The organism is Symbiopectobacterium sp. RP (assembly GCF_050472005.1).
Classification (GTDB): domain Bacteria; phylum Pseudomonadota; class Gammaproteobacteria; order Enterobacterales; family Enterobacteriaceae; genus Symbiopectobacterium.
In genome coordinates, this window is sequence record NZ_JBGOGS010000001.1 from 20,443 (window position 1) to 39,812 (window position 19,370).

Here is a 19,370-nt window from a genome sequence, read left to right on the forward strand (position 1 = left end):
CCCTTGCGAGTATTGTATTACGCCTCTCCACCCGGCCTTCGGATGTGATTACGCCTTTTTACGGGCATAAAAAAGCCGCAAAGCTATCGGGTACGGTTGGCCGCTTACTAAATTCAGTTCGGCCAGTATCCCGATAGCTGCATGCGTTGTCAAGCCGCCTCCAAAAGTTCAGCCACGCGACCGGCAATGTAGGCTTCAGCCCTTTCGAGCACCTTGCTCACATAAGTACGGTGACGGTGTGGTTCCATGGCTTCCCCAATCATCTGGCACGACGCTTTTCCACGGTAGTACGCCACCACGATATCGTAGCCCAACGGGTCGAAGTGCTTGAGCCGCCCTACCGCCCGGTCAACTGTCTCACCGTCGGCATCAGACAGCATGGGCCGGATATCGCAGCTTGCCGTGGCCAGCGGCCATGCGGCTTTGTACTCGGTGCCAATGCGTGAGCCACTCCAATTTCCCCATGCCGTCAACAGGTATCGAATATCTCTCATTTTACCGCCCCCCAGTTTTTGCCGTTCCTGATGCTGTAGATATGCTGCTTGCTGGTCTCGAATTTCCTCGCCACCTCCGCCACTGGCATACCGGAGGCCAGCAGCGCACGGATAAGCGGAATATCTTCCGCCGTCAGTTGCACACGCTGTCTCATGCCGCTTCCCCCATCCGATAAGTAATGCCCTCCTGATACCAGGGTGGTAGCGTGAACTCGATTCGCCAGATATTTCCGCCGGCGCGTAATTCCCGCAGTCGCTTGAGCTCAGTTTTCATGTGCTGATAAATCTCATCCATCTGCCACGGCTTTAATCGCACCGGCACTGCCGCCAGATGCGCCACGCGGTCAATGACCATCTCCCCATAAGTGATGTTGGCGTGCATCGTGAACTCATACGGGTCTTCACCCAATTTACGGTGGCAGCCCGCGCAGTGTGCGAAGGCGTTGAAGGGATGGTAGCGGGTCGCTTTGTGTCGGCGGGACTTGAAGTGGGAGCAATGGAGATTACCGTGGTCGTGGTGAAAATAGTTACCGCAGTAGTCGCACTGCCAGCTGGTTCTCTCGCGCACAAGCTCAGAAAATACCGCGTCGTGCTTATCGCGTTTTAGTGCCATAGCTACCTCCACATCCGGTTAATCAGCGCGTGCCTGCTTACCGTAGTCATCCCTTTAGGGGTTGTGCGCCACGGTCGCCAGATGAACAACACGCTGCCCTTGCTGTTACCCGCCTTGCCTTGTTTGCCCGTTTCAGCGCTGATAAACGACAATCGCCCTTCGGTGATGAAGCGCACCTCATCAACCGTTTTCTGTGCCTGTGCGAACCATCCCGTCGAGGTATCCGCAGGCAGCAGCATAACGACCGTTTTATTCTGCTTGCGGCTCTGCTCAGCAGCTTTATCAACCCAGGGGCGGATATTGCTGTACGGGGGATTGCAGAAGATGGCGCCGGTGCTACTCCAGTCACAGGCAAGGGCATCATCCTCTGGCGTCAGATACAGACGACACAGGGTATTGTCGTGGTCAGCGGCGGCATCGAGGTAGAAGCCAAACTCCGCATCCAGCGCCTGGAAGACCTCGGGCGGGGTTCGCCATGTGTCCTTGTGCTCTGGTCTGGTGTGTGATTTGAGTGCCATAGCTACCCCCACACCTTGTTGAGCATTGAGCGTGGTGTTGGTTTGAGGTACTGCTGTTCGGGAAGGGTGACAACGATATCCCAATATTTGGGGTCGCGGCTCAGTGACCTGGCAGCGCGATAGCCGTTGTCTTTGTAGTGCCTGACGAGTAGCTCCGCCTCTTCACCGGTTAACCCGTCGTACCTGAAACTGGTTTTCTTCATCCGACTCTCCCAAAATAATCCCCGGAATAACGCACCTCCCGCCGCCTGACGCCGTTGCCGACCGACCAGGCCTGGGCATACTCAATCAAACTGTTCATGCGCTTTACGCCCATCTGAGCCGTGCTCTCGCGGATGCTGCAAAACTCCCCCTCCAGCCCCGTCACCACCTCCCCCGGCCTGCCGGTAGCGATGGCATGTCCCGAAACAAACAGCGCTTTCCAGTCCAGCAGCGGGCGGGGTTTATCGGCCCACACCACCTGACGCGAAACATCGGTGCATAACGCATGGAACAGGTCGTTCTGCGGTAATGTCCGTTTAGCATCGTTGACGGTAATTTCGAGAGGGCGGTGTGGGTCGGTGGGCAGGGAATCAATAAAGGCTTTCAGGTTTTTTCGTATTCGTTCATCACGCAGCAGGAAGCGTGTTTTATCCATGTCACCCTCCGCTTCTGGCGCGAAGCATTCTGTCCTGCTCTATCAACTTTCCAATAAGTGATAGAATGAAGTTGATTTTTTGCTCACCCTGAGTTATCTCATAGCGTTGTAACAACGCCACCTCAGGCCTGTCTGCGTTACTCAATATCGTAGATATATCATTCAAATGTGGAGTTAAACTATTCATGGGTATGCTCTCCTTTGACATTGGTTGCCCCCACTGCCTGAAAGAAAATGCAGTGTCATAGGGGTTTCGTGAACATAGGCGTGGTAGCGATACTTAAAGGGTCTACACCCGCAATGGCCTATGGTGCCGATCAGTGGAAGTTTCCGCATCATAGGTGTGGCTGTCGAAACCAAAATGCGGCTAATCTAGCCACGGCATAAGCAGGTGGGTGAGAGGTCGCAGAGATGCGGCCGAACGTTGTTTACAACACAGGCGTATGCTTTATAGTGATGTTTTAGCATTCTTACTTTATGAGCGTTTTTATGAGCGAGTTACTTAGCCTAAAACTAGTAATAAACGGCATTAGCCCCAGCGAGATCCCAATGAATAAGCTGGCTGGTTATCTTGCCGATCTCGCTACGCTTTATGGAGAGGAAAAGGATGTCAGATTCAAAGCGGTCACAGATGGATGTGTTGAAATTCACACTTACACAACCAACACAACATCGCACAACGTCATTTGCGCAAACATAATAGAAAACCTTGACACGAGCAAACTAGCAAAACGCATATCAAAAGATAATTTTTCAGCAGAAATATACTCTAATAACAACTTGTTAAGCTCAATTAGAGCGATAAGTGACGATAAGCCAATCTTGGTCACAAAGAAAAACACAAAAATACAAGGCGAGTTGTATCACATCGTTGAAAAGAACCATGACCTGGTTTCAGTAAGGCTTAGAGGGAATGGTGGAGAGATACTAATCTGTACCGCAACGAAACCTGATGCAGTTAGGCTAGCTAAGTATTTGTTTAAAAAAATCAGAGTGTATGGAGACTCTCAGCACGAGAAAAAGGATGGTGTATGGAAATTGAAAAACCTAAAAATAGAAAAATTCGTTGAACTTCAAGATACAACGTTATCAGAAGGGCTTGGCCGCTTGTCTAGTGATCCTGCAAATAAATGGGGTGAAATAGAAGCTCAGGCTGAGCTGATACTGAAATACAGGAGTTTCAGTTGAAAAAAATAATAGTAGACACCAACATCCTAATTTGCCTTATGGAAAAGAATTCACCAAGCACTAACCTGCTTGGTGATGATGGGTTCTCAAAGATAGAAAATCTTGAATTGAGGTCACGAGCACTTCTTGAGCACATTGAACGCCAAGGCGGCACCATAGCGATACCAGCACCTGTTCTTGCTGAGTATTTGCTTGGAATTGACGGTGAAAGAAACAAGCACGCTCACGTAGAAAGAATATCGAGCATGAACTGTTTTGAAATAATTCCTTTTGAAGAGTTAGCAGCGGTAGAGTGCTCATTACTTCCATCTATTCAAGAGTTTAAGCAGTTTTCCAAACAGATAAATTCAAACCAAACCGCTAATAAGATCCGATTCGATAGACAAATAATATCCATTGCTAAAGCAAATGGGATCACAGAAATTTGGAGTTCTGATGGTGAAGTGATCAAGAAAGGTAAGGAGGCTGGAATTGATGTTAAATCAATATCTGAAATACAACCCATCTCCTTATCTGACCAGTTCCCACTAAATCTTCTTCATGACATTCCTTCGCCAGACAAAAATAAAATGAACTAACCCCCCCACCCGGCCCCGCGCCGGGTTTTTTGTGTCCTGTCGATGAAGTACCTTGACCGACACCTCGCCCCTCCAATCGCTATGGTTAACCATGGGGGGCGTTTTTACCCACCCAAACCAAAAGGGCTGCCATTGCCAGCAGCCCCACGATGCATTCTGTTAGATAGGCTGTCATTCCTGTTTCCCTCGCTTTAAAAACCCATAACTTCTTTCAGCGGCTTTCCGTGTATCCCTTTTCATCACTCCTCCTGTTTGTTTGCCTAGACGTCAGCGCCTTTTGCGTACCTGCGTACGCTGGTTTCTGTCTGCTGCCTTGTCGTGCACTTCTCCCGCGCTTCGTCCTGGTCGCACTCAATGAAATGACCATTAACGAATCGCTGATAGACGGTGCCGAGTGAGCCAAAGCGGTTTTTTGTGACGATGATTTCTGCGAATGGAGCGGCGGGTGAATTCTCGTTATACACCGCGTCGCGGTAGAGCATGATGATTGAGTCGGCATCCTGTTCAAGGCTGCCAGAGTCACGCAAATCGGCGTTGGTCGGGCGCTTGTTAGGTCGCTTCTCAACGTCTCGTGATAGCTGACCAAGCGCGATCACTGGCGTTCGCAGCGTCTTGGCCATTGCCTTTAGGCTCCATGAGATATGGGCTATGGCAAGGTCGTTACGCTCCGCTTTCGGTTTGGCGATCAGCCCGAGATAGTCTGCCATGATCAGCGATAGCGCTGGGTGCTCCTGTTTGTGCCGCCTGGCAATGGCTACGATTTCCTCCACCGTCAGGCGGCAAGCATCGACGACCCATACGTCAAGATCTGCCAGTCGGTTAATCCCGTCAACAATCCTCACCCATCCCTCATCGTCAAGGTTTGAAGGGTTACGCAGCAGACTTACCGACATCCGCCCTGCCCCGGCTATCGAACGCTCAGCTACCTGTAGGGAACTCATTTCCATGCTGAAAATCAGAACGCCCCTCCGCTGGTTCTCCCCGGGTAACTTCCGGTTTGCCACGCCTTCGGCAACCTTAAGCGCCAGTTCAGTTTTCCCCATTCCGGGGCGGGCGGCGACGATCACTAAATCCTCAGCGTTCATCCCCCCGGTGATCGCGTCCAAGTCGTCAATGCCTGTTTTCAGCGTGTCGGACTCTTCCCCGTTTTTCAGGCGGCGCGCTAACGTGTTGGTGTATTCGGAGATGATGTCTCCAAGGCGAACCGGCTTCACTTCCTGCTTCGGCTTTCGAATGCCTGACAGTCTGCCGATAAGTTCGTCCATCGCCACGGTAGCCACTTCAATCGATGAATTTCCGATTGTCCCGCGCAGCTTGTCAACAGCCGAAACGAACATCCGGCGCTGGTACATCTCAGTCACCATGTCGGCATAGCCCCGCAGGTTTGCAGCGCTGGGGCAGCTACGCGCTGTTTCCATGATGTCGGCAAAATGCTCATCGCCACATTCCTCGGCAACCATCAGGGAATCAATCATGTTTCTGGTGCGAGCCTGTTTACGGATCACCTCATAGGCTCGTTTGTAAATCGGGATCTCGAAGGTTTCCGCCTCCAGCGTTGCCAGAACCTCAGTTGCCGTTGGCGTTAAACCGCCGATCAGCAAACCACCAATCACGCTGGCCTCGATATCCTGTCTCATAGCGTACCCTCCCTGATTTTCGTCAGCGTTTTGCGCTGAAGCAGGTAATCAAAATTAGCCACCCAGCCGCGATCGTTGTCGCCAAAGTGGAACGGCCTGGCAGCAGCCATAAACGCCCTGACGTAAGACTTGAAGCCGTCCAGGTTTGGCGTGGCCAGAGATTTAACCAGAGCGGCTAGTTTCCGTTTTCGCTCGTCATTGGCTTCAACAGCGTGAGGCAGTCTGTCACCCACGGCTTCGTTGTAGGCGTTCAGGTAGTCGTCGTATTTGATTGGGTTTGATTTTCGTTTGGAGGGTTTACCCCCCTTCACACTTTCACCCGTAGGGGGTAAGGGGTATTATTTATTTTATCTTTAAAGATATCTTTTGTGTGTTCCGTTTTGGTAACACTCGGTGTATCCAATTTGGTAACATTTTTTGTTCCCGATTTGGTAACAATGTTATCTATTTGGGAACACTCCGGGATCTCCCATTCTGATATGTTTTTGTTTGGGCCAATTTTGCTTCCGTCTTTCACCAGAACTTTCATGGCGATAAGCTCATTTTTGGCAATGTTGGCCTTTGGCCTGCTGATTCTGCAAAGCTCGGCTAATTGACTGTCAGCAATGCGATCCATTTTCTTCTTGAAGCCGTATGTCTTTCGGCATACAGCGTGTGCCACCTTGGCTTGATTGCGAGTCAGATTAGCGCCGATCAGTTCTTCGTAAAGCTCCATCGCCAGCATGATGAAGCCATCATCAGTGTCAGCCACGCGATGCTCCACTACCTCAAGTTGAGGTTTCTGGTAGTCTGATATCCTAGCGACGCTCATCCTTTTTCACCCCCGCTTTAACCAGTCTGAAAACATTGATAAGCCGCTCAGCGAACGGCTTGTTATTGACGGCAGCGACAACTAATCCATCAGGTGAATCGGGATGCACTCGTTCCTCTTTCTGCTTGAAATCCCGGCTGTTTCGTGCCATAATTCCTCCTGAAATCAATTTGTTGTTGCAATTTTAAGCCGGAAAAGTGTTCTCCCACTGACCGGCTTTTTCTTTGCTCAGATACCCCGCCAGCCGCTTGGCTAACTCAGCCATTTCATCATCGGCAACACCGCAGTTCAGCACGGCTAACATCAGACTCACCTGTCGAAACAGACCGTTCTTCCAGCGACTGACTTGGTACTCCGGTACGTTCATGGCGGCGGCAAAGGCTTTCTGTCCCATCAGGGCTAACTTGTTGAGTAGCGCCGACTCGATGTGAGCGGCTTTCTTGCTTTGTGTTGCGTGGTTCATGTGTGATAATTTCCTTGTTGAAAAAAATAGGTTATCGGATGCGCGTGTAGAGACACGGCACCTGTGTTTTGGTGATCAACAGACGTGACGAAGCCGTGAGGCAGTCACAGTGAGTTTGTTACTGTGGGATGTTGAGTTCGCCACGTTGTCGGTGGCTTCCGTAGGACGAGTGTCCGTTGTAAGGTTGGTACTAACTGGTTAAGCCGAAAAGTTCATCTAAAGTGGAGCAATAATCGATTTCTGATAGCTATCAACTCTCTTTTGATGAATTAATTATGTTGATAATAATTTCTTTTGGCTTATGTCTAGTAAATCAGATGCTTTGTATTTACCATCTGAGATATTTTCAATGGCTTGTGCGTATTTGGTTTTCCCGAAAAATTCGGTTTTAGGAAGAAAACCATTATTTAGCCACTTGTAGACGGCTCTGCTACTGACCCCACAAGCTTTGGCTACATGTGGTATGCCAACGCTTTTTATTGGCTCATTCAGGTTGTCCATCACACCTCCTTGAACTTTAAGTACCCATGATAAGTGAACTGAAAGGGCTTCTCAAGTACTTTATTATCGAACTTATGGTACGAACAGATAAATTGCGTGACGAATTCTCCCAACGGCTTGCGCAGGCCTGTAAAGAAGCGGGATTAGACGATCGTGGACGCGGGGCGGCTATTGCTAAATTCTTAGGCGTGAGTTCAAAAGCGGTGAGTAAGTGGCTGAACGGTGAGGCGGTACCACGTCAAGATAAAATGCATGACCTTGCAAGGTTCTTGCGCGTTGATATAATTTGGCTTCAGCATGGTGACGCTGATCAGCATAGAGTTATTAATTATATCGGGAAGCGCGAGCCATCCAATAAATACCCTTTAATCAGCTGGATAAGTGTTGGCTCGTGTTATGAGACAAGGGAGCCTCATATCTTGGATGATAATGATGAGTGGTATGAATCAGACGCACAAGTTATTGGTCATGCATTTTGGTTGAAAGTAAACGGTGATTCGATGACGGCACCTACAGGGCTAAGCATTCCTGATGGAACCATGATACTTGTTGATACGGGAAGAGAGGCAAGGAATGGAAATCTTGTGGTCGCTACACTCGCTGGTAGCAACGAAGCAACGTTTAAAAAACTGATTTTTGACGCAGGAGAGTCTTACCTGAAAAGCTTAAACCCCGCTTACCCACTATTAAAACTTACCCCTAGCAATAAGATTATTGGTGTTGCGATAGAAACGAAGATGCGTTTAATATAGGGAAATTAATGTACCAATAAAATAATAAGGGCTGTCAGCCCTTATTCCTGTAGCGAATAGCTACACAACTATCTGCTAAACCATCGTCAAACATCCCCACGAACCCTCCCCATATTTTAATCCCCTTTCTATTCAGAAAGATAATGCATGAATGCAATTTTACCAGCAATTTTGTGAACTTTTCCCTTGCACACAGCCGTACTTTTAGTTCACAATAAACTCATCAACCCACCAGACAGCCTACAGGCAGACGGTGGACCAGCAACCCGCAACGGCAATACCCCGGCAGGCAAGACCTCGAGTTACCCGCCGATTGCCTGAGCGTAAGTAGCCAGCCCGAGGCACACGAACATGACGGCGGTTGGGATAGCTAACGAAAGAGGAGATGGAAGATGGTAACAAATACAAATAGCGCCATTGAGACCCAGCGCTTTGATAAAGACGCAATCAGCACAGTGTTTTCAGCCGGTAGTATGTACATTGCGAGCCTGGTGCTTGACGAGTTGAAAGATAAGCACAATGCCCAACTCGGAATAGTTAAATCTCAGGATTCAGCTATTCGCGGTGTAGTCTGTGAGCTTTCTTCACTGAAGATGAGCATAACAGAAGCTGAGGCTGTTACTGATCAGACCTTACATACTGATCTCCTTCACCTATCGACCAACCAGCGTAACTCGCTAAGTCAATTTTTGGCGGATTGTCGTAGTTTAAAATCGTTTTTAGATACTTGCGCTCTTCTTCCGGCAGATATTCAGAATTCATTTCTTCCTGAAGGACAAAAAGCAGGTCATGAACTGAAGTAGATCTTATTTCTTCTGGTCTCCAGTTGGTTTTTAAGAAAACCATGTGATGCAGAGCTTTAATACCAGAAAGATCAGAAATTGATTTTTTATATTTATCCCTATGATTTTTCAAAACCATTTCGATTAAAAGCAAATGATGTAAGTGGGTATGGCATTTAAGGACTTTCAGAGTAGATGGTTTCACTCTGATATCGTATTCATTGGTGTCGTAAAACTTGATGAGATCATGCTTTAACGTAAGGTAAAGATTGTCGTAGTCAGTCATAGAAAACCTTCTTGGTTGTGTGAGAGCGCCAAGGATACCACTGCTGCCTGAGGTGGAGAATTAAACCAGGCATTAAACCACAGCAGATTAATGAGTCTGCTCTGTTTTAACCGCTCTTTTTACAACGAGCCTCGCGCTCTACGGAAGGCACCGACAACGTGCCGAACCTTTGCCCAGATGTTTTTGGGGTGTGGTGGGCTGAATAAAAATTATAGCCAACACCAGGACTATACCCGTTCACCACACCACCAAAACCATCTATTGGAGGAAACATGGCTACTATCATTTACCGTAAGTCCGTTAATCCTGTTAGCAAAACCAACGCCGCTATTCGCCGTCATGCCAGACGCAAGGCAGAAGCGATCCGGCGTGAACTGGTGACATCCCGTATCGATAGGGTATTGGGGCAGAAGCCTGAGAAACGCAAAGCGCTTAACCGAATCGAATTAGCCTTCAAGCGCAAACGGGCGCCACGAATTAATTTCAATTTACTGGCTGGATTCAGAGAACAAATTAACCGTTTCGCCGAAAAGTACGACATGGTTAAGCGTATTAGCCATCGTATTTGGTACCGCAAACCGAAAACAGACTATGGCATTACCGCCAGAGCAAAGCAGACGCATACATCGCGGCCCGTTCATTGAATTTGAGTAGGGGGCGTGCTGCCTGGAGAATGTGGCGTTATTTCAGGAGGGGTACAGGAAACAGGCGGGGACATTTGCGGCAAGGTAATACTCACCGCAAGAGGATAATTTTTGTAATATTTAACCACAAAGTAACCGTAACAACGTTGATAGCCTGGAAAGCTTTTCTTGATTTTCAACAGGAAGATCCATTTTTATTTGCGTTTTCCGCAATGCTATAGGCTTCAGACAAGACCAGATGTTGTTATCGATGCTCTCAAGTTCAATAAGTTTTGCTTTCAGGTCTGCATCACTGAACCGAGCTTCATTTGTGAATAATCGAAGATACTCAAAGGATTGTTTCGCGGCTCCGGCGGACTGCTTGCCAAATTGGTAAGTCGATTGCACCGCTGAAATAATCACGATCATCACCCCAAAGAAAAATGGGTTCGCTTTTAGCACTATCGCTGAGCCGAAAATCAACGTTAACACCGAAAAGAGTCGGTCAAGTCGCCCCGTCGCGGTGGTGTACAACTGTTCAAGATAATACCCGTACAGGATGCGGTCTTTAATTTCATCTCTGCTCATAGCGATTCCTTATGGTTGTCAGCCTCCGGTTTTCTTCGGTGGCGGTGGTGTATATTCCGGCTGCGGTATAGGTCTTACAGCTTTTTCCGGCATGTGTTTCTCAATCAATTTTCCCGGGGGGTAACTGCTTTCTTTTCAGACATCGGTCTAAACCTTTCTTGCATTGTAGGGGTACACTGATTTTAACATATTTAAATTTCTCGTTGTAGGGGTACACCGAGACCCTCGCCGCCTGAGAGGGTCACCAAAGCAGGTACTTGACACGGAGGCCACCATGCAAAAGCTCATTGACGAATTCGACCACCTGATAGCGCCGGGGACGATTGTTACTGATATCATCCTGTCGGGCGTTGTAGACGACTGCGGCTATTTAATGCAACAGAATGATACCCCTGACTTTTTCAGCGTCTATATCCGAGGCAGCGACGGCTTGCTACAGGCCATCGGTGACCTCTCCGACCGTGAGGACGCACTCGCTTATGCCGCGAGGATGCTTGAGAAATATCAAGCACAACTCACGGACAATACCCGGAAGTTATTAAACGATTGAGGTATGTATTTATGGAAAATGAAAATCGGACCACGATTAAAGCATGCTTAAAACCAATTGCCCCTTCTGATTATGATGAGTGGTGTGATGCCTTGGAATGGCTAGATAAAAACGTCGTAGATTTTCCAACAGCCATAGAGAATGACATAAACAATAATGTTTCACCCTGTATATTTAAGAACTGGTGCTTTATCGAGACTATTAATGGTGAAATAGTTTTCGCCAATGGCTTAATACCATGCATTGATGTGAAAGATTTAAAGGAGTACAGGGAATTTAATAAAAAATGGCAGATGATGTAGATATAGCCGGCCAGAACGAAGAAGCCTTTCGCCAACACCTGAGCACCAATCATCGAGAGAAGGAATTACCGGTTAACGGGCGCTGCTATAATTGCGAGGGGCCAACCGAGGGTAATTTCTGCTGCAAAGAATGTCGAGAAGATTGGGAGAAGTGAAAATATTTTGATAACCAACGGAGGATTGAATGATGCAACTTAATAAACCTTATATCACGACCTTCAATCACCCTAATTTCGGTGACATGGTCGCTGTCACCAACGGCAGCAATAATATTAATGATTCACGTTATTTGATGAGCATCAATACTCACCCATATGACGACCACGAAACATTGGTATACAAATCAACCATCGCCTTTCTGGTGGAGGAAAATAAGTGGCTTAAAAAGCAGGTGAAAAAATTAACGGGTATCCATGACTGAAACACTTTCAGCATTCCCATCATCCGCTTATCGCCGCAATCTCCCCCCCATACTCAATAACGCCATCGGACGGTGGTTTTTTTACGCCTGAATCCAGGGAATTTTAAATGAAAAAATTCGAACTCACTGCCGAAGTGAAAGCGTTTTTCGGCATCAAATTGTTTCGCATTAAAGCGCTTATCGCCTTCGGTAATGTTCGTGCTGGCGAATTAGGCGGCTGGGTAAAAAAAGAATCGAACCTGGCTCAGAACGGCAATGCGTGGGTGTACGGCGATGCGCGGGTGTCCGGCGATGCGCTGGTGTGCGACGATGCGCGGGTGTCCGGCGATGCGCGGGTGTCCGGCAATGCGCTGGTGTACGGCAATGCGCGGGTGTACGGCAATGCGCGGGTGTACGGCGATGCGCGGGTGTCCGGCGATGCGCGGGTGTACAGCGATGCGCGGGTGTACGGCAATGCGCGGGTGTACGGCGATGCGCGGGTGTCCGGCGATGCGGACTGGATCACCCTATCCCCCATTGGCTCAGAAAACGGAGTACTAACCGCATTCAGGAAGAAAGACGGCAGTGTCATTGTTAGGCGCGGGTGCTTCTCTGGAACTATTGAAGAATTCGAATCGGCAGTTAATAAGCGCCATTGCGACAATAAGCACGGTGAAATTTATCGTCATGTCATTTCGTTGCTGAAATTACGGTTTAACCTGTCATAAAGAGATGAATATTTAACCCTCGGCGATATTTTTCGGCATCAATTAATACATCAATCCAAATTAAGGAAAGCCACGATGGAACTTACTATCGCGGGCGCCCCCATCGTGCGTCCTGAAATTAAATTTGACCCGATTCGGTCAATCGAACATCACCGCTCAAATATCGTCACGGGCCAGAGCTTCAAAAACAAAAGCGGGCTGCAACGGTTATTCGGGCAGCTTATTGCAACGGTTAATCAGAAGGGGAACCCCAATGCTTAATCCATCAACGATACAGGCTATTCGGAAAATCATGGAAGAAATGCCGCCTGAAATAACAGAGGACTGTTACGCAGAGGCTGAGCAATTGGCGGAGAAGTCTATCGAAAGGTTTCGTGAACCGCTTAGAAAGCACTGCCCTGATGCTTACACATCGCTAGCCTGTGAGTACATGGAAGATAGCGATGTTGATTATCAGGAAGCCGAGAGTCAGCGAGTATTCGACGCCATTTTCCACCGTGTGAAGGTTGAGCGGGCTTTTTGGATTTATAACAGGCAGAACAGCACGGAGGATGCAGCATGAGCACGGCATTAACAACAATGGCAGGGAAGCTGGCTGAGCGTCTCGGGATGGAGCCCGGTACGGACTTGATGAATACCCTTAAGAATACGGCGTTCAAGGGGGGTAACGTCACGGACGAGCAATTTACCGCCCTACTTATCGTTGCCAACCAGTACGGGCTTAACCCGTGGACGAAAGAGATTTACGCATTCCCTGATAAGGGCGGCATTGTCCCGGTTGTTGGTGTAGATGGTTGGGCGCGGATCATTAACGAACATCCGCAGTTCGACGGCATGGAATTCGGCTACGACAAGGAAGAGGGGGCTTGCACCTGCAAGATTTACCGCAAAGATCGCAAACACCCCACTGTAGTCACCGAATACATGGGCGAGTGTAAGCGCAATACCCAGCCGTGGCAATCACACCCCACCCGTATGCTGCGCCACAAGTCACTTATTCAGTGTGCCCGCATGGCATTTGGGTTTGCTGGCATTTACGACAGCGACGAAGCAGAGCGGATCATCGAAAGCAGCCCGGCAAGCGTTGTTGTTGGACAACAAACAGACGAGCGCCGACCGGCATTGATTGCCCGGTGCGAAGAGGCGGCTCAGCTAAGCATGGAAGTCTTCGCAGAAACATGGAAAAACCTGACCCACGAAGAGCGCCAGATTATCGGCAATGCAGAGAAGGAGCGCATCAAAAAAAGCATTCCCGTCGATGCAGAATATAGCGAGGTGGATCATGCAACAGCGCAGTGATGAATGGTTTTCCGCCCGTTGTGGCAACGTGACCGCCAGTCGCCTGTCTGACGTAATGGCAAAAACCAAATCGGGCTATTCCGCCAGCCGCCAGAACTACATGGCAGAGCTTATCTGCCAGCGCCTAACAGGAAAGGTGGAAGAAAGTTACGCAAACTCGGCCATGCAGCACGGCACTGAACTTGAACCGGTGGCGCGGGAGATGTACCTGCTTAACCAGTTTGACGCAGAAGTTACAGAAGTGGGATTTATTCCCCATCCAGAGATCGTAGGATTTGGGGCGTCGCCTGATGGCCTGGTCGGAAATGATGGCCTGATAGAAATAAAATGCCCCAACACATGGACGCATTTAGAGACCATCAAGACCGGTAAGCCGAAAAACCAATACCTCCTACAGATGCACGCCCAAATGATGTGTACGGGCAGGAAATGGTGTGATTTTGTCAGCTATGACGACAGGCTACCGCCAGACCTTGCCTATTACCAGTTGAGAATTCATCAGGACGATAAACGGGTTGCTGAAATAGAGGAGGCGTTAAGGCAGTTTCTGGCTGAGCTTGAAAACGAACTTGAGGCTATCAGGAAATTATCCAGGGTGGCAGCATGAGTGCATGCACGTCGTCGGGCGGGTACACAATCAGGTTCAGCCTGACCCAAGGGGTATAGTACACTGTCACATTTTGAGAATGGCAGCAATGATGCTGACAGCGGCGGCGACCATTAGCCCAAGTCGGATGGTCATCTGCATGCCAAGTTTATCAAAACCGGCAGTCATATCCTTACGCACATCGGCTATCTGCGCGTCGGTCTTCTCGAAGCGGAACTCCATATCTTTACGAACGTCAGCTATATCGCGCTTTACATCAGCAATATCAGCCTTAGTAGCGACATCCGCCACCTCATGAGACTTGCGTACGACGAGCGAGATCGCCTTGGCCTGCTCACTGGTAAGCCCGGCGGTTTGAAGCTCTTCTGACGCCTGCAATGTATCAAATGCAACCTGGCCCATAGCGGATCCTCCTGTACCAAGCCAAGTGTAAGCGATCTGACCGCCAATCTGCAAAATTTTACCCGTTAGCCCTCTGATAACCACATCCGTTTAATTATGGAGAAATTGTTATGACAAAAATAACCAGAGCAGATAACTACATCATTACCCCGTGCTGTCCCTGCCGGATTCGATACATGGTGACTGGATGATGGCAGCAGTTTACTACAACGAAATTGAGCCTTATGCAGCACAGTGGCTGAGAAACCTGATTGCCGCCGGTCATATTGCGCCAGGCGATGTTGATGAACGTTCGATTGAGGATGTCACTCCCGATGACTTACAAAACTACACGCAATGCCATTTCTTTGCCGGGATCGGCGTATGGTCGTATGCCCTGCGAAAAGCAGGATGGCCCGATGATAAACCCGTGTGGACGGGCAGTTGCCCCTGCCAGCCTTTCAGCGCAGCAGGCAAGGGCGGCGGGTTTTATGACGAGCGGCATCTCTGGCCCGCTTTTCACTGGCTCATCAGCCAGTGCCGCCCTGAGTACGTTTTTGGTGAACAGGTTGCAAGCAGCCATGCAAACCTCTGGTTCGACCTTGTACAGGCTGACCTGGAAGCCGTGGACTACGCCTTCGGGTGTGTGCCGTTTCCGTCTGCGGGCGTCGGTGCCCCGCATATCCGCGACCGGGCGTACTGGGTGGCCTACGCCGACCACGCGGGACGGGAAGGATGGCAGGGAATGCCCGAATGTGCCGCTCAATGCATTGCTGGGGCGCGTAGTGTGGCTGACAACCCCAGTGCGGTTAACGGCTTCTGGCGAGAGGCTGACTGGCTCCTGTGCCGGGATGAAAAGTGGCGGCCAGTTGAACCCGGCGCATTCCCGCTGGCTTATGGGGTTACCAACCGCGTGGGACGACTGCGCGCCTACGGAAACGCTATCAACGTGGAGGCGGCAAAAGCGTTCATAGAGTCATACACCTCATTGACGCAAGGAGAACCCATGCGCTATAGTCACTCTGCATCTGCAAATTCAGGTGCCGGGCTTTGCACCCCGTAGGGATTGTCGCGACAGAATGACACGCCGCGAGCGTGTTTTTTTATGTCGCAATCTAGCCGCATCTCAATGGTGGGCTGGATAGGGCTACCGAAAGGTAGGCCGGATGACAATCCCGGTAGTGCAAACCCTGTTCAGTTCACCACCAATATGAGTTTTGCACCTCTTGGTGGTGATTAAATTCAGATTGTCACCGGAGGTCATTATGACACTTCAAACAAGCCTTGCTGCACCCAAAGTCACTATCCGCAATGGTAAAGCTGTAACTACATCATTGGACGTTGCTGATTACTTTGACAAGCGTCACGATAACGTATTACGCACCATTGAACGCCTTGATTGCTCTGAAAAATTTACTGCCCTCAATTTTGAGGTGAGTGAATACACCGACAGCACAGGCCGCAAACTACCGATGTATACCATAACCAAGGACGGCTTCATTTTTCTCGTCATGGGCTTCACCGGCAAAAAAGCAGCAGCGTTCAAGGAAGCTTACATTGCGGAGTTTAACCGCATGGAAGAGCAGCTTCATGGCGCAGTTGCCGTCAGCGGCGTAACCAACGAAATACTACTTACCCTTCAAGATAATAAAGTCATCAGCTCCCGGCCAATTGCTGACAACGAATATGTTGCCAGCCTCGATACATTGTTCGAGATTGCGCGTCGAGCTGACTATCTCGTCATACACAAAGACGATCTGATTAAAAAGCTCGGTAGCTAATCTAACCCAGTCATTCCGCCCCGGTAACGTGCCGGGGTTCCATTATCGTTTTAACCAGCGAGGTATATCTGTGTGCAAAATTTAATGAACGTGCAAAATTTAACCACAAGTAGCGACAACGGAATCGACTCTCAGCGGTTGCTGATTATGGTCAACGAAACGCGCAAGCAATACGGAGAGAAACCTATCCGCAATAACGACTTCGTTGAAAAAATTAAAGATGAGCTTGAAGGAGAGCACTACGAAATTTCCGTAGTTCAAAAAACGAACAATACTGAGTCTGAGATTATCCACATGACGCTCAAACAAGCTCTCCGTGTCGCCGCGCGTGAGTCGAAGGCAGTTCGTCGTTCGCTGATTGATAAGCTGGAGCAACTGGCTGCCTCAAAATCGCAGGCAATCACCACAGTCCCCGCATTACCGGAAAACTACATCTCTGCGCTGGAAGCCCTGCTGGAATCGAAAAAGAGTGAAGCTGCACTGGCATTGGTCAACAAAGAGCAGGAAGCAGAACTCCACGACCTCAAGAGCCTGTTCAAGGAGGGCATGACCCCGACCCAGTTCTGTAAAATGCTCAATGGTGTTAACACCCAGAAAGTGAACCACTGGTTAGCAGACCGTAACTGGCTCTACAACGAAAGCCAATCCGGTACCCGTTGGCGGGCAACATCCTACGCTCGCGACAGATACCTGACTGAGCACCAGCATCTGATTAGCGTTCAGGGTGCCGATGACTTCATTAAGCACCAGCCGGTACTCCTTCGCAAAGGCGCTGAGCGCCTCTACGTCCTTTACCGCCGTGGCAAAGTGCCCATGAAACTCAACTGGAACGGCGATTTTACCCACCAGAAGCACGTCAGCCTTGCATCGTGAGAGGAGCAACGAATGAAACCTAAAATACCTAACAGGATAAAGGAGCGGGAGAAGCTATTTAAACGCTTATACCGTGAAGGACTTATTCATGCAAGACGCATACGACGAACCGGTTATTTATCAATGCGGCTTTCTCACTACTGGCGCATGTTATCCAAAGATAACGGTCAGAGTTGGAAAACCATGAGTCACGCGACATACGACACCCAAATAGCAATATAAAAACAGGAGCACCCCATGAATTATGCATTCGCGGGTCATGCTGCCCTCATGGGGAGCTATCACCCGCAAGAAACCCACCTGGATAAATGGGTTAAATGGCTGCGAAACGGATACCGAAAGCTTATCGCTATCCTCGAACAGCAAGGCAAGCCTCTACGACCTGCCCCAGCACCTTAATCAAGGCTGTTACAGCCTGAAATCCCCTTCACCCCCGCATTTCTTCGATTGGTCATTCCCCCGCCTGCCCGCCGTCATGACGAACGGCGCAGTGGCTTAATTTTAGCAGAGGTCAATTATGGCATACATCACCTTATCCGAGTGGAATCGGCGGCAACCCCGCCCGCGTTGTATGGAAACCGTCAGGCGATTGGTCAGGAGCGGAATGATTTTTCCCGCACCGATACGAGATGGGCGCGAGTATCTGGTTGAGGAAAACGCCTGCAAGCTCACCCAGAACAAAAACATTGGCCCATCCAGCGCCCTTCACCCCACCCTGTTATCGAGGATAAGACATGGCACGCCGGAGAAACCATAAGAACCGCGATTTGCCGCCAAACCTGCAACCGCGCAATGGCGGCTATTTTTGCTACCGCGACCCACGCACCGGAAAAGAATATGGCCTGGGCCGCCATCGACAGGAGGCCATTACACAAGCCATCGCCGCTAATATGGCGATTTATGGCTCATCAAAACCATCACCGCTCGTTGACCGCATCAACGACACACAGGTGACCACAGTTAGCGAATGGACTGAACGCTATCTGACGATACTCGAAGGACGGAAACTCAAGCCGACAACGATGAACGAGTACCATAAATACCTGAAAGCCGTTAATGCCCATTTAGGGGAATTTGCTCTTCAGAAAGTAGAAACCAAAGACATTGCCTCGTTCCTTAATCAGTGGGTAAAGGCAGGAAAACCGACAATGGCAAACCGCATCAGAACATTGCTGCTTGACTTGTTTCGTGAGGCCATTGCTGAAGGGGTCACCAAAAGCAATCCAGCCGAAGCTACGCGCAACCAGCGTGTAGACATTCAACGCGAGCGGATAACGTTGGACGATTGGAAGGCTATCCGTAAAGCAGCAGATAAATTACCCGCATGGGTTGGCCCCTGCCTTGACCTGGCTCTACTCACAGGACAACGCCTAAGCGATGTTCAGGGCATGTGCTGGAGTGATTACCGGGATGGACGTCTTTACGTCAGACAAGAAAAAACAGGCATGATGTTGGCCATCGCGGAAACAACCCGCCTTGAATGTCTGAATCTTTCCCTTTTAGATGTGCTTCAGCAATTAAGAATATTAAATAATGGTAAATCTCACATTGTGGCGGATGAAAAACACAGTGTTCTCGCTAAGAGAACATTATCTGAAGCATTTATGAAAGCGCGTCGTGGATCAGGTTTGAAATGGGAAGGCACTGCTCCCTCTTTTCATGAAATCAGAAGTTTGTCAGCTCGCTTATATACTGAAGAGAAAGGGAAAGACTACGCACAAAAACTATTAGGGCATAAATCAGCAACCATGACCGACAAGTACCGGGATGTACGTGGCTCAGAGTGGACAGAGGTGTAATTATTTCGATCGAATTTCGAGTAATTTCGATCGATTAATTGTAACGAACTGAATAAAAAGAATAATATTTCTCCGCCGATGTTGGAGCATCAGCGAAGCTCTAAAGCTATAAAATGATATTTATCATATGCTTATGTTATTTTTGTGCTCAAAAAATAGGCGACAAAAAACAACAAAGC

Annotated in this window: 34 protein-coding genes and 1 pseudogene; 20 read left to right on the forward strand and 15 right to left on the reverse strand. The window is 49.1% G+C overall.

The features are described from left to right. Positions 1-149 precede the first annotated feature (149 nt). From ACD630_RS00140 to ACD630_RS00165, 6 genes are read right to left on the reverse strand one after another with little or no spacing between them, the layout of a single operon-like run. Entirely contained in the window at positions 150-494 is a 345-nt protein-coding gene (locus ACD630_RS00140; RefSeq protein WP_430357702.1) for an antiterminator Q family protein, read from the reverse strand. Further along, positions 491-649 carry a helix-turn-helix domain-containing protein gene (locus tag ACD630_RS00145; protein WP_430357703.1) on the reverse strand — a complete coding sequence of 53 codons (159 nt, stop codon included), beginning with the start codon at positions 647-649 and terminating at the stop codon, positions 491-493. The genes ACD630_RS00140 and ACD630_RS00145 overlap by 4 nt, the downstream gene beginning before the upstream one ends. After that, a complete protein-coding gene (locus ACD630_RS00150) occupies positions 646-1,107 on the reverse strand; it encodes a hypothetical protein (RefSeq protein ID WP_430357704.1) in 462 nt (153 codons plus the stop codon). The genes ACD630_RS00145 and ACD630_RS00150 overlap by 4 nt, the downstream gene beginning before the upstream one ends. Before the next feature lie 2 nt (positions 1,108-1,109). Next, entirely contained in the window at positions 1,110-1,625 is a 516-nt protein-coding gene (locus ACD630_RS00155; RefSeq protein WP_430357705.1) for a phage N-6-adenine-methyltransferase, read from the reverse strand. 2 nt (positions 1,626-1,627) lie between these two features. Further along, positions 1,628-1,828, reverse strand: a complete 201-nt coding sequence (locus ACD630_RS00160; protein ID WP_430357706.1) for a hypothetical protein — start codon at positions 1,826-1,828, stop codon at positions 1,628-1,630. Continuing rightward, positions 1,825-2,262 carry a recombination protein NinB gene (locus ACD630_RS00165; RefSeq protein WP_430357707.1) on the reverse strand — a complete coding sequence of 146 codons (438 nt, stop codon included), beginning with the start codon at positions 2,260-2,262 and terminating at the stop codon, positions 1,825-1,827. The genes ACD630_RS00160 and ACD630_RS00165 overlap by 4 nt, the downstream gene beginning before the upstream one ends. A gap of 489 nt (positions 2,263-2,751) precedes the next feature. On the opposite strand from ACD630_RS00165, the gene ACD630_RS00170 reads away from it, so the two are divergent. Continuing rightward, positions 2,752-3,450: a hypothetical protein gene (locus ACD630_RS00170; protein WP_430357708.1), complete on the forward strand. Its 699-nt coding sequence runs from the start codon at positions 2,752-2,754 to the stop codon at positions 3,448-3,450. After that, a complete protein-coding gene (locus ACD630_RS00175; RefSeq protein WP_430357709.1) occupies positions 3,447-4,028 on the forward strand; it encodes a type II toxin-antitoxin system VapC family toxin in 582 nt (193 codons plus the stop codon). Before ACD630_RS00170 ends, ACD630_RS00175 begins: the two co-directional genes overlap by 4 nt. Before the next feature lie 260 nt (positions 4,029-4,288). Here the strand turns inward: ACD630_RS00175 and ACD630_RS00180 are convergent, their stop codons facing one another. The 6 genes and pseudogenes from ACD630_RS00180 to ACD630_RS00205 all read right to left on the reverse strand — a co-directional run bounded on the left by ACD630_RS00180 (position 4,289) and on the right by ACD630_RS00205 (position 7,440). Further along, a complete protein-coding gene (locus ACD630_RS00180) occupies positions 4,289-5,665 on the reverse strand; it encodes a replicative DNA helicase (protein ID WP_430357710.1) in 1,377 nt (458 codons plus the stop codon). After that, complete coding sequence (locus tag ACD630_RS00185; protein WP_430357711.1) at positions 5,662-5,976, reverse strand: hypothetical protein; 315 nt, start codon at positions 5,974-5,976, stop codon at positions 5,662-5,664. Before ACD630_RS00185 ends, ACD630_RS00180 begins: the two co-directional genes overlap by 4 nt. 26 nt (positions 5,977-6,002) lie before the next feature. Next, positions 6,003-6,476: pseudogene (locus tag ACD630_RS00190) on the reverse strand (replication protein); the annotation flags it as partial. Continuing rightward, positions 6,463-6,627, reverse strand: coding sequence for a hypothetical protein (locus ACD630_RS00195; protein ID WP_430357712.1), 165 nt, complete (start codon positions 6,625-6,627; stop codon positions 6,463-6,465). The gene ACD630_RS00195 and the pseudogene ACD630_RS00190, both read right to left, overlap by 14 nt. Before the next feature lie 33 nt (positions 6,628-6,660). Continuing rightward, positions 6,661-6,939 (reverse strand): CII family transcriptional regulator, encoded by a 279-nt coding sequence (locus tag ACD630_RS00200; RefSeq protein ID WP_430357713.1) that lies wholly within the window; start codon positions 6,937-6,939, stop codon positions 6,661-6,663. A 273-nt stretch (positions 6,940-7,212) separates the two neighbouring features. Beyond that, positions 7,213-7,440: a DNA-binding protein gene (locus ACD630_RS00205; protein ID WP_430357714.1), complete on the reverse strand. Its 228-nt coding sequence runs from the start codon at positions 7,438-7,440 to the stop codon at positions 7,213-7,215. A gap of 26 nt (positions 7,441-7,466) precedes the next feature. Here ACD630_RS00205 and ACD630_RS00210 point away from each other — a divergent pair, with 26 nt between their 5' ends. After that, positions 7,467-8,192, forward strand: a complete 726-nt coding sequence (locus ACD630_RS00210; RefSeq protein WP_430357715.1) for a LexA family protein — start codon at positions 7,467-7,469, stop codon at positions 8,190-8,192. 618 nt (positions 8,193-8,810) lie between these two features. Here the strand turns inward: ACD630_RS00210 and ACD630_RS00215 are convergent. Next, the gene (locus tag ACD630_RS00215; protein ID WP_430357716.1) at positions 8,811-9,260 is read right to left on the reverse strand and encodes an ECs1072 family phage-associated protein; all 450 of its coding nucleotides are present in this window, start codon (positions 9,258-9,260) and stop codon (positions 8,811-8,813) included. A 272-nt stretch (positions 9,261-9,532) separates the two neighbouring features. Between ACD630_RS00215 and ACD630_RS00220 the strand changes: the two genes are divergently transcribed. Further along, positions 9,533-9,904, forward strand: a complete 372-nt coding sequence (locus ACD630_RS00220) for an antitermination protein (RefSeq protein WP_430357717.1) — start codon at positions 9,533-9,535, stop codon at positions 9,902-9,904. Positions 9,905-10,024: 120 nt separating this feature from the next. On the opposite strand, the gene ACD630_RS00225 is transcribed toward ACD630_RS00220, so the two are convergent. Beyond that, positions 10,025-10,471 carry a hypothetical protein gene (locus ACD630_RS00225; protein WP_430357718.1) on the reverse strand — a complete coding sequence of 149 codons (447 nt, stop codon included), beginning with the start codon at positions 10,469-10,471 and terminating at the stop codon, positions 10,025-10,027. 274 nt (positions 10,472-10,745) lie between these two features. On the opposite strand from ACD630_RS00225, the gene ACD630_RS00230 reads away from it, so the two are divergent. The 9 genes from ACD630_RS00230 to ACD630_RS00270 all read left to right on the forward strand — a co-directional run bounded on the left by ACD630_RS00230 (position 10,746) and on the right by ACD630_RS00270 (position 14,357). After that, a complete protein-coding gene (locus tag ACD630_RS00230) occupies positions 10,746-11,021 on the forward strand; it encodes a hypothetical protein (RefSeq protein WP_430357719.1) in 276 nt (91 codons plus the stop codon). A gap of 11 nt (positions 11,022-11,032) precedes the next feature. Beyond that, positions 11,033-11,323 carry a hypothetical protein gene (locus ACD630_RS00235; RefSeq protein WP_430357720.1) on the forward strand — a complete coding sequence of 97 codons (291 nt, stop codon included), beginning with the start codon at positions 11,033-11,035 and terminating at the stop codon, positions 11,321-11,323. Further along, positions 11,308-11,478 carry a hypothetical protein gene (locus tag ACD630_RS00240; protein WP_430357721.1) on the forward strand — a complete coding sequence of 57 codons (171 nt, stop codon included), beginning with the start codon at positions 11,308-11,310 and terminating at the stop codon, positions 11,476-11,478. Before ACD630_RS00235 ends, ACD630_RS00240 begins: the two co-directional genes overlap by 16 nt. A 29-nt stretch (positions 11,479-11,507) precedes the next feature. Continuing rightward, positions 11,508-11,744, forward strand: a complete 237-nt coding sequence (locus ACD630_RS00245) for a hypothetical protein (protein WP_430357722.1) — start codon at positions 11,508-11,510, stop codon at positions 11,742-11,744. Positions 11,745-11,851: 107 nt separating this feature from the next. Further along, positions 11,852-12,451, forward strand: a complete 600-nt coding sequence (locus ACD630_RS00250) for a hypothetical protein (RefSeq protein WP_430357723.1) — start codon at positions 11,852-11,854, stop codon at positions 12,449-12,451. 75 nt (positions 12,452-12,526) lie between these two features. Continuing rightward, positions 12,527-12,712, forward strand: coding sequence for a hypothetical protein (locus tag ACD630_RS00255; RefSeq protein WP_430357724.1), 186 nt, complete (start codon positions 12,527-12,529; stop codon positions 12,710-12,712). Then, entirely contained in the window at positions 12,705-13,013 is a 309-nt protein-coding gene (locus ACD630_RS00260; protein ID WP_430357725.1) for a hypothetical protein, read from the forward strand. The genes ACD630_RS00255 and ACD630_RS00260 overlap by 8 nt, the downstream gene beginning before the upstream one ends. Beyond that, positions 13,010-13,750 carry a recombinase RecT gene (locus ACD630_RS00265; RefSeq protein ID WP_430357726.1) on the forward strand — a complete coding sequence of 247 codons (741 nt, stop codon included), beginning with the start codon at positions 13,010-13,012 and terminating at the stop codon, positions 13,748-13,750. The genes ACD630_RS00260 and ACD630_RS00265 overlap by 4 nt, the downstream gene beginning before the upstream one ends. Beyond that, positions 13,734-14,357 carry a lambda exonuclease family protein gene (locus ACD630_RS00270; RefSeq protein ID WP_430357727.1) on the forward strand — a complete coding sequence of 208 codons (624 nt, stop codon included), beginning with the start codon at positions 13,734-13,736 and terminating at the stop codon, positions 14,355-14,357. The genes ACD630_RS00265 and ACD630_RS00270 overlap by 17 nt, the downstream gene beginning before the upstream one ends. 66 nt (positions 14,358-14,423) lie before the next feature. Here the strand turns inward: ACD630_RS00270 and ACD630_RS00275 are convergent, their stop codons facing one another. Next, on the reverse strand, positions 14,424-14,759 hold the full coding sequence (locus ACD630_RS00275) for a DUF1640 domain-containing protein (protein ID WP_430357728.1): 336 nt from the start codon (positions 14,757-14,759) through the stop codon (positions 14,424-14,426). A 187-nt stretch (positions 14,760-14,946) separates the two neighbouring features. Between ACD630_RS00275 and ACD630_RS00280 the strand changes: the two genes are divergently transcribed. The 7 genes from ACD630_RS00280 to ACD630_RS00310 all read left to right on the forward strand — a co-directional run bounded on the left by ACD630_RS00280 (position 14,947) and on the right by ACD630_RS00310 (position 19,191). Beyond that, positions 14,947-15,801: a DNA cytosine methyltransferase gene (locus ACD630_RS00280; RefSeq protein WP_430359819.1), complete on the forward strand. Its 855-nt coding sequence runs from the start codon at positions 14,947-14,949 to the stop codon at positions 15,799-15,801. Positions 15,802-16,003: 202 nt separating this feature from the next. Continuing rightward, positions 16,004-16,519 (forward strand): Rha family transcriptional regulator, encoded by a 516-nt coding sequence (locus ACD630_RS00285; RefSeq protein WP_430357729.1) that lies wholly within the window; start codon positions 16,004-16,006, stop codon positions 16,517-16,519. 72 nt (positions 16,520-16,591) lie between these two features. Beyond that, on the forward strand, positions 16,592-17,392 hold the full coding sequence (locus ACD630_RS00290; RefSeq protein WP_430357730.1) for a phage antirepressor KilAC domain-containing protein: 801 nt from the start codon (positions 16,592-16,594) through the stop codon (positions 17,390-17,392). 12 nt (positions 17,393-17,404) lie between these two features. Then, positions 17,405-17,614 carry a hypothetical protein gene (locus ACD630_RS00295; protein WP_430357731.1) on the forward strand — a complete coding sequence of 70 codons (210 nt, stop codon included), beginning with the start codon at positions 17,405-17,407 and terminating at the stop codon, positions 17,612-17,614. Between the two features lie 15 nt (positions 17,615-17,629). Then, positions 17,630-17,791 (forward strand): protease FtsH-inhibitory lysogeny factor CIII, encoded by a 162-nt coding sequence (locus tag ACD630_RS00300; protein WP_430357732.1) that lies wholly within the window; start codon positions 17,630-17,632, stop codon positions 17,789-17,791. 172 nt (positions 17,792-17,963) lie between these two features. After that, positions 17,964-18,149 carry an excisionase gene (locus ACD630_RS00305; RefSeq protein WP_252120483.1) on the forward strand — a complete coding sequence of 62 codons (186 nt, stop codon included), beginning with the start codon at positions 17,964-17,966 and terminating at the stop codon, positions 18,147-18,149. Next, complete coding sequence (locus ACD630_RS00310) at positions 18,127-19,191, forward strand: phage integrase Arm DNA-binding domain-containing protein (protein WP_430357733.1); 1,065 nt, start codon at positions 18,127-18,129, stop codon at positions 19,189-19,191. Before ACD630_RS00305 ends, ACD630_RS00310 begins: the two co-directional genes overlap by 23 nt. The last annotated feature ends 179 nt before the right edge of the window (positions 19,192-19,370 follow it).

Excerpts from the sequence above, each read along its gene's own strand:
- ACD630_RS00225 (WP_430357718.1), bottom strand. The coding sequence starts at position 10,471 with ATGAGCAGAGATGAAATTAAAGACCGCATCCTGTACGGGTATTATCTT.
- ACD630_RS00195 (WP_430357712.1), bottom strand. The coding sequence starts at position 6,627 with ATGGCACGAAACAGCCGGGATTTCAAGCAGAAAGAGGAACGAGTGCAT.
- ACD630_RS00310 (WP_430357733.1), top strand. The coding sequence starts at position 18,127 with ATGGCACGCCGGAGAAACCATAAGAACCGCGATTTGCCGCCAAACCTG.
- ACD630_RS00230 (WP_430357719.1), top strand. The coding sequence starts at position 10,746 with ATGCAAAAGCTCATTGACGAATTCGACCACCTGATAGCGCCGGGGACG.
- ACD630_RS00275 (WP_430357728.1), bottom strand. The coding sequence starts at position 14,759 with ATGGGCCAGGTTGCATTTGATACATTGCAGGCGTCAGAAGAGCTTCAA.
- ACD630_RS00170 (WP_430357708.1), top strand. The coding sequence starts at position 2,752 with ATGAGCGAGTTACTTAGCCTAAAACTAGTAATAAACGGCATTAGCCCC.
- ACD630_RS00300 (WP_430357732.1), top strand. The coding sequence starts at position 17,630 with ATGAATTATGCATTCGCGGGTCATGCTGCCCTCATGGGGAGCTATCAC.
- ACD630_RS00140 (WP_430357702.1), bottom strand. The coding sequence starts at position 494 with ATGAGAGATATTCGATACCTGTTGACGGCATGGGGAAATTGGAGTGGC.
- ACD630_RS00155 (WP_430357705.1), bottom strand. The coding sequence starts at position 1,625 with ATGGCACTCAAATCACACACCAGACCAGAGCACAAGGACACATGGCGA.
- ACD630_RS00150 (WP_430357704.1), bottom strand. The coding sequence starts at position 1,107 with ATGGCACTAAAACGCGATAAGCACGACGCGGTATTTTCTGAGCTTGTG.
- ACD630_RS00215 (WP_430357716.1), bottom strand. The coding sequence starts at position 9,260 with ATGACTGACTACGACAATCTTTACCTTACGTTAAAGCATGATCTCATC.
- ACD630_RS00145 (WP_430357703.1), bottom strand. The coding sequence starts at position 649 with ATGAGACAGCGTGTGCAACTGACGGCGGAAGATATTCCGCTTATCCGT.
- ACD630_RS00260 (WP_430357725.1), top strand. The coding sequence starts at position 12,705 with ATGCTTAATCCATCAACGATACAGGCTATTCGGAAAATCATGGAAGAA.
- ACD630_RS00220 (WP_430357717.1), top strand. The coding sequence starts at position 9,533 with ATGGCTACTATCATTTACCGTAAGTCCGTTAATCCTGTTAGCAAAACC.
- ACD630_RS00295 (WP_430357731.1), top strand. The coding sequence starts at position 17,405 with ATGAAACCTAAAATACCTAACAGGATAAAGGAGCGGGAGAAGCTATTT.
- ACD630_RS00305 (WP_252120483.1), top strand. The coding sequence starts at position 17,964 with ATGGAAACCGTCAGGCGATTGGTCAGGAGCGGAATGATTTTTCCCGCA.
- ACD630_RS00265 (WP_430357726.1), top strand. The coding sequence starts at position 13,010 with ATGAGCACGGCATTAACAACAATGGCAGGGAAGCTGGCTGAGCGTCTC.
- ACD630_RS00245 (WP_430357722.1), top strand. The coding sequence starts at position 11,508 with ATGATGCAACTTAATAAACCTTATATCACGACCTTCAATCACCCTAAT.
- ACD630_RS00205 (WP_430357714.1), bottom strand. The coding sequence starts at position 7,440 with ATGGACAACCTGAATGAGCCAATAAAAAGCGTTGGCATACCACATGTA.
- ACD630_RS00255 (WP_430357724.1), top strand. The coding sequence starts at position 12,527 with ATGGAACTTACTATCGCGGGCGCCCCCATCGTGCGTCCTGAAATTAAA.
- ACD630_RS00210 (WP_430357715.1), top strand. The coding sequence starts at position 7,467 with ATGATAAGTGAACTGAAAGGGCTTCTCAAGTACTTTATTATCGAACTT.
- ACD630_RS00200 (WP_430357713.1), bottom strand. The coding sequence starts at position 6,939 with ATGAACCACGCAACACAAAGCAAGAAAGCCGCTCACATCGAGTCGGCG.
- ACD630_RS00250 (WP_430357723.1), top strand. The coding sequence starts at position 11,852 with ATGAAAAAATTCGAACTCACTGCCGAAGTGAAAGCGTTTTTCGGCATC.
- ACD630_RS00165 (WP_430357707.1), bottom strand. The coding sequence starts at position 2,262 with ATGGATAAAACACGCTTCCTGCTGCGTGATGAACGAATACGAAAAAAC.
- ACD630_RS00235 (WP_430357720.1), top strand. The coding sequence starts at position 11,033 with ATGGAAAATGAAAATCGGACCACGATTAAAGCATGCTTAAAACCAATT.
- ACD630_RS00240 (WP_430357721.1), top strand. The coding sequence starts at position 11,308 with ATGGCAGATGATGTAGATATAGCCGGCCAGAACGAAGAAGCCTTTCGC.
- ACD630_RS00280 (WP_430359819.1), top strand. The coding sequence starts at position 14,947 with ATGATGGCAGCAGTTTACTACAACGAAATTGAGCCTTATGCAGCACAG.
- ACD630_RS00270 (WP_430357727.1), top strand. The coding sequence starts at position 13,734 with ATGCAACAGCGCAGTGATGAATGGTTTTCCGCCCGTTGTGGCAACGTG.
- ACD630_RS00285 (WP_430357729.1), top strand. The coding sequence starts at position 16,004 with ATGACACTTCAAACAAGCCTTGCTGCACCCAAAGTCACTATCCGCAAT.
- ACD630_RS00180 (WP_430357710.1), bottom strand. The coding sequence starts at position 5,665 with ATGAGACAGGATATCGAGGCCAGCGTGATTGGTGGTTTGCTGATCGGC.
- ACD630_RS00160 (WP_430357706.1), bottom strand. The coding sequence starts at position 1,828 with ATGAAGAAAACCAGTTTCAGGTACGACGGGTTAACCGGTGAAGAGGCG.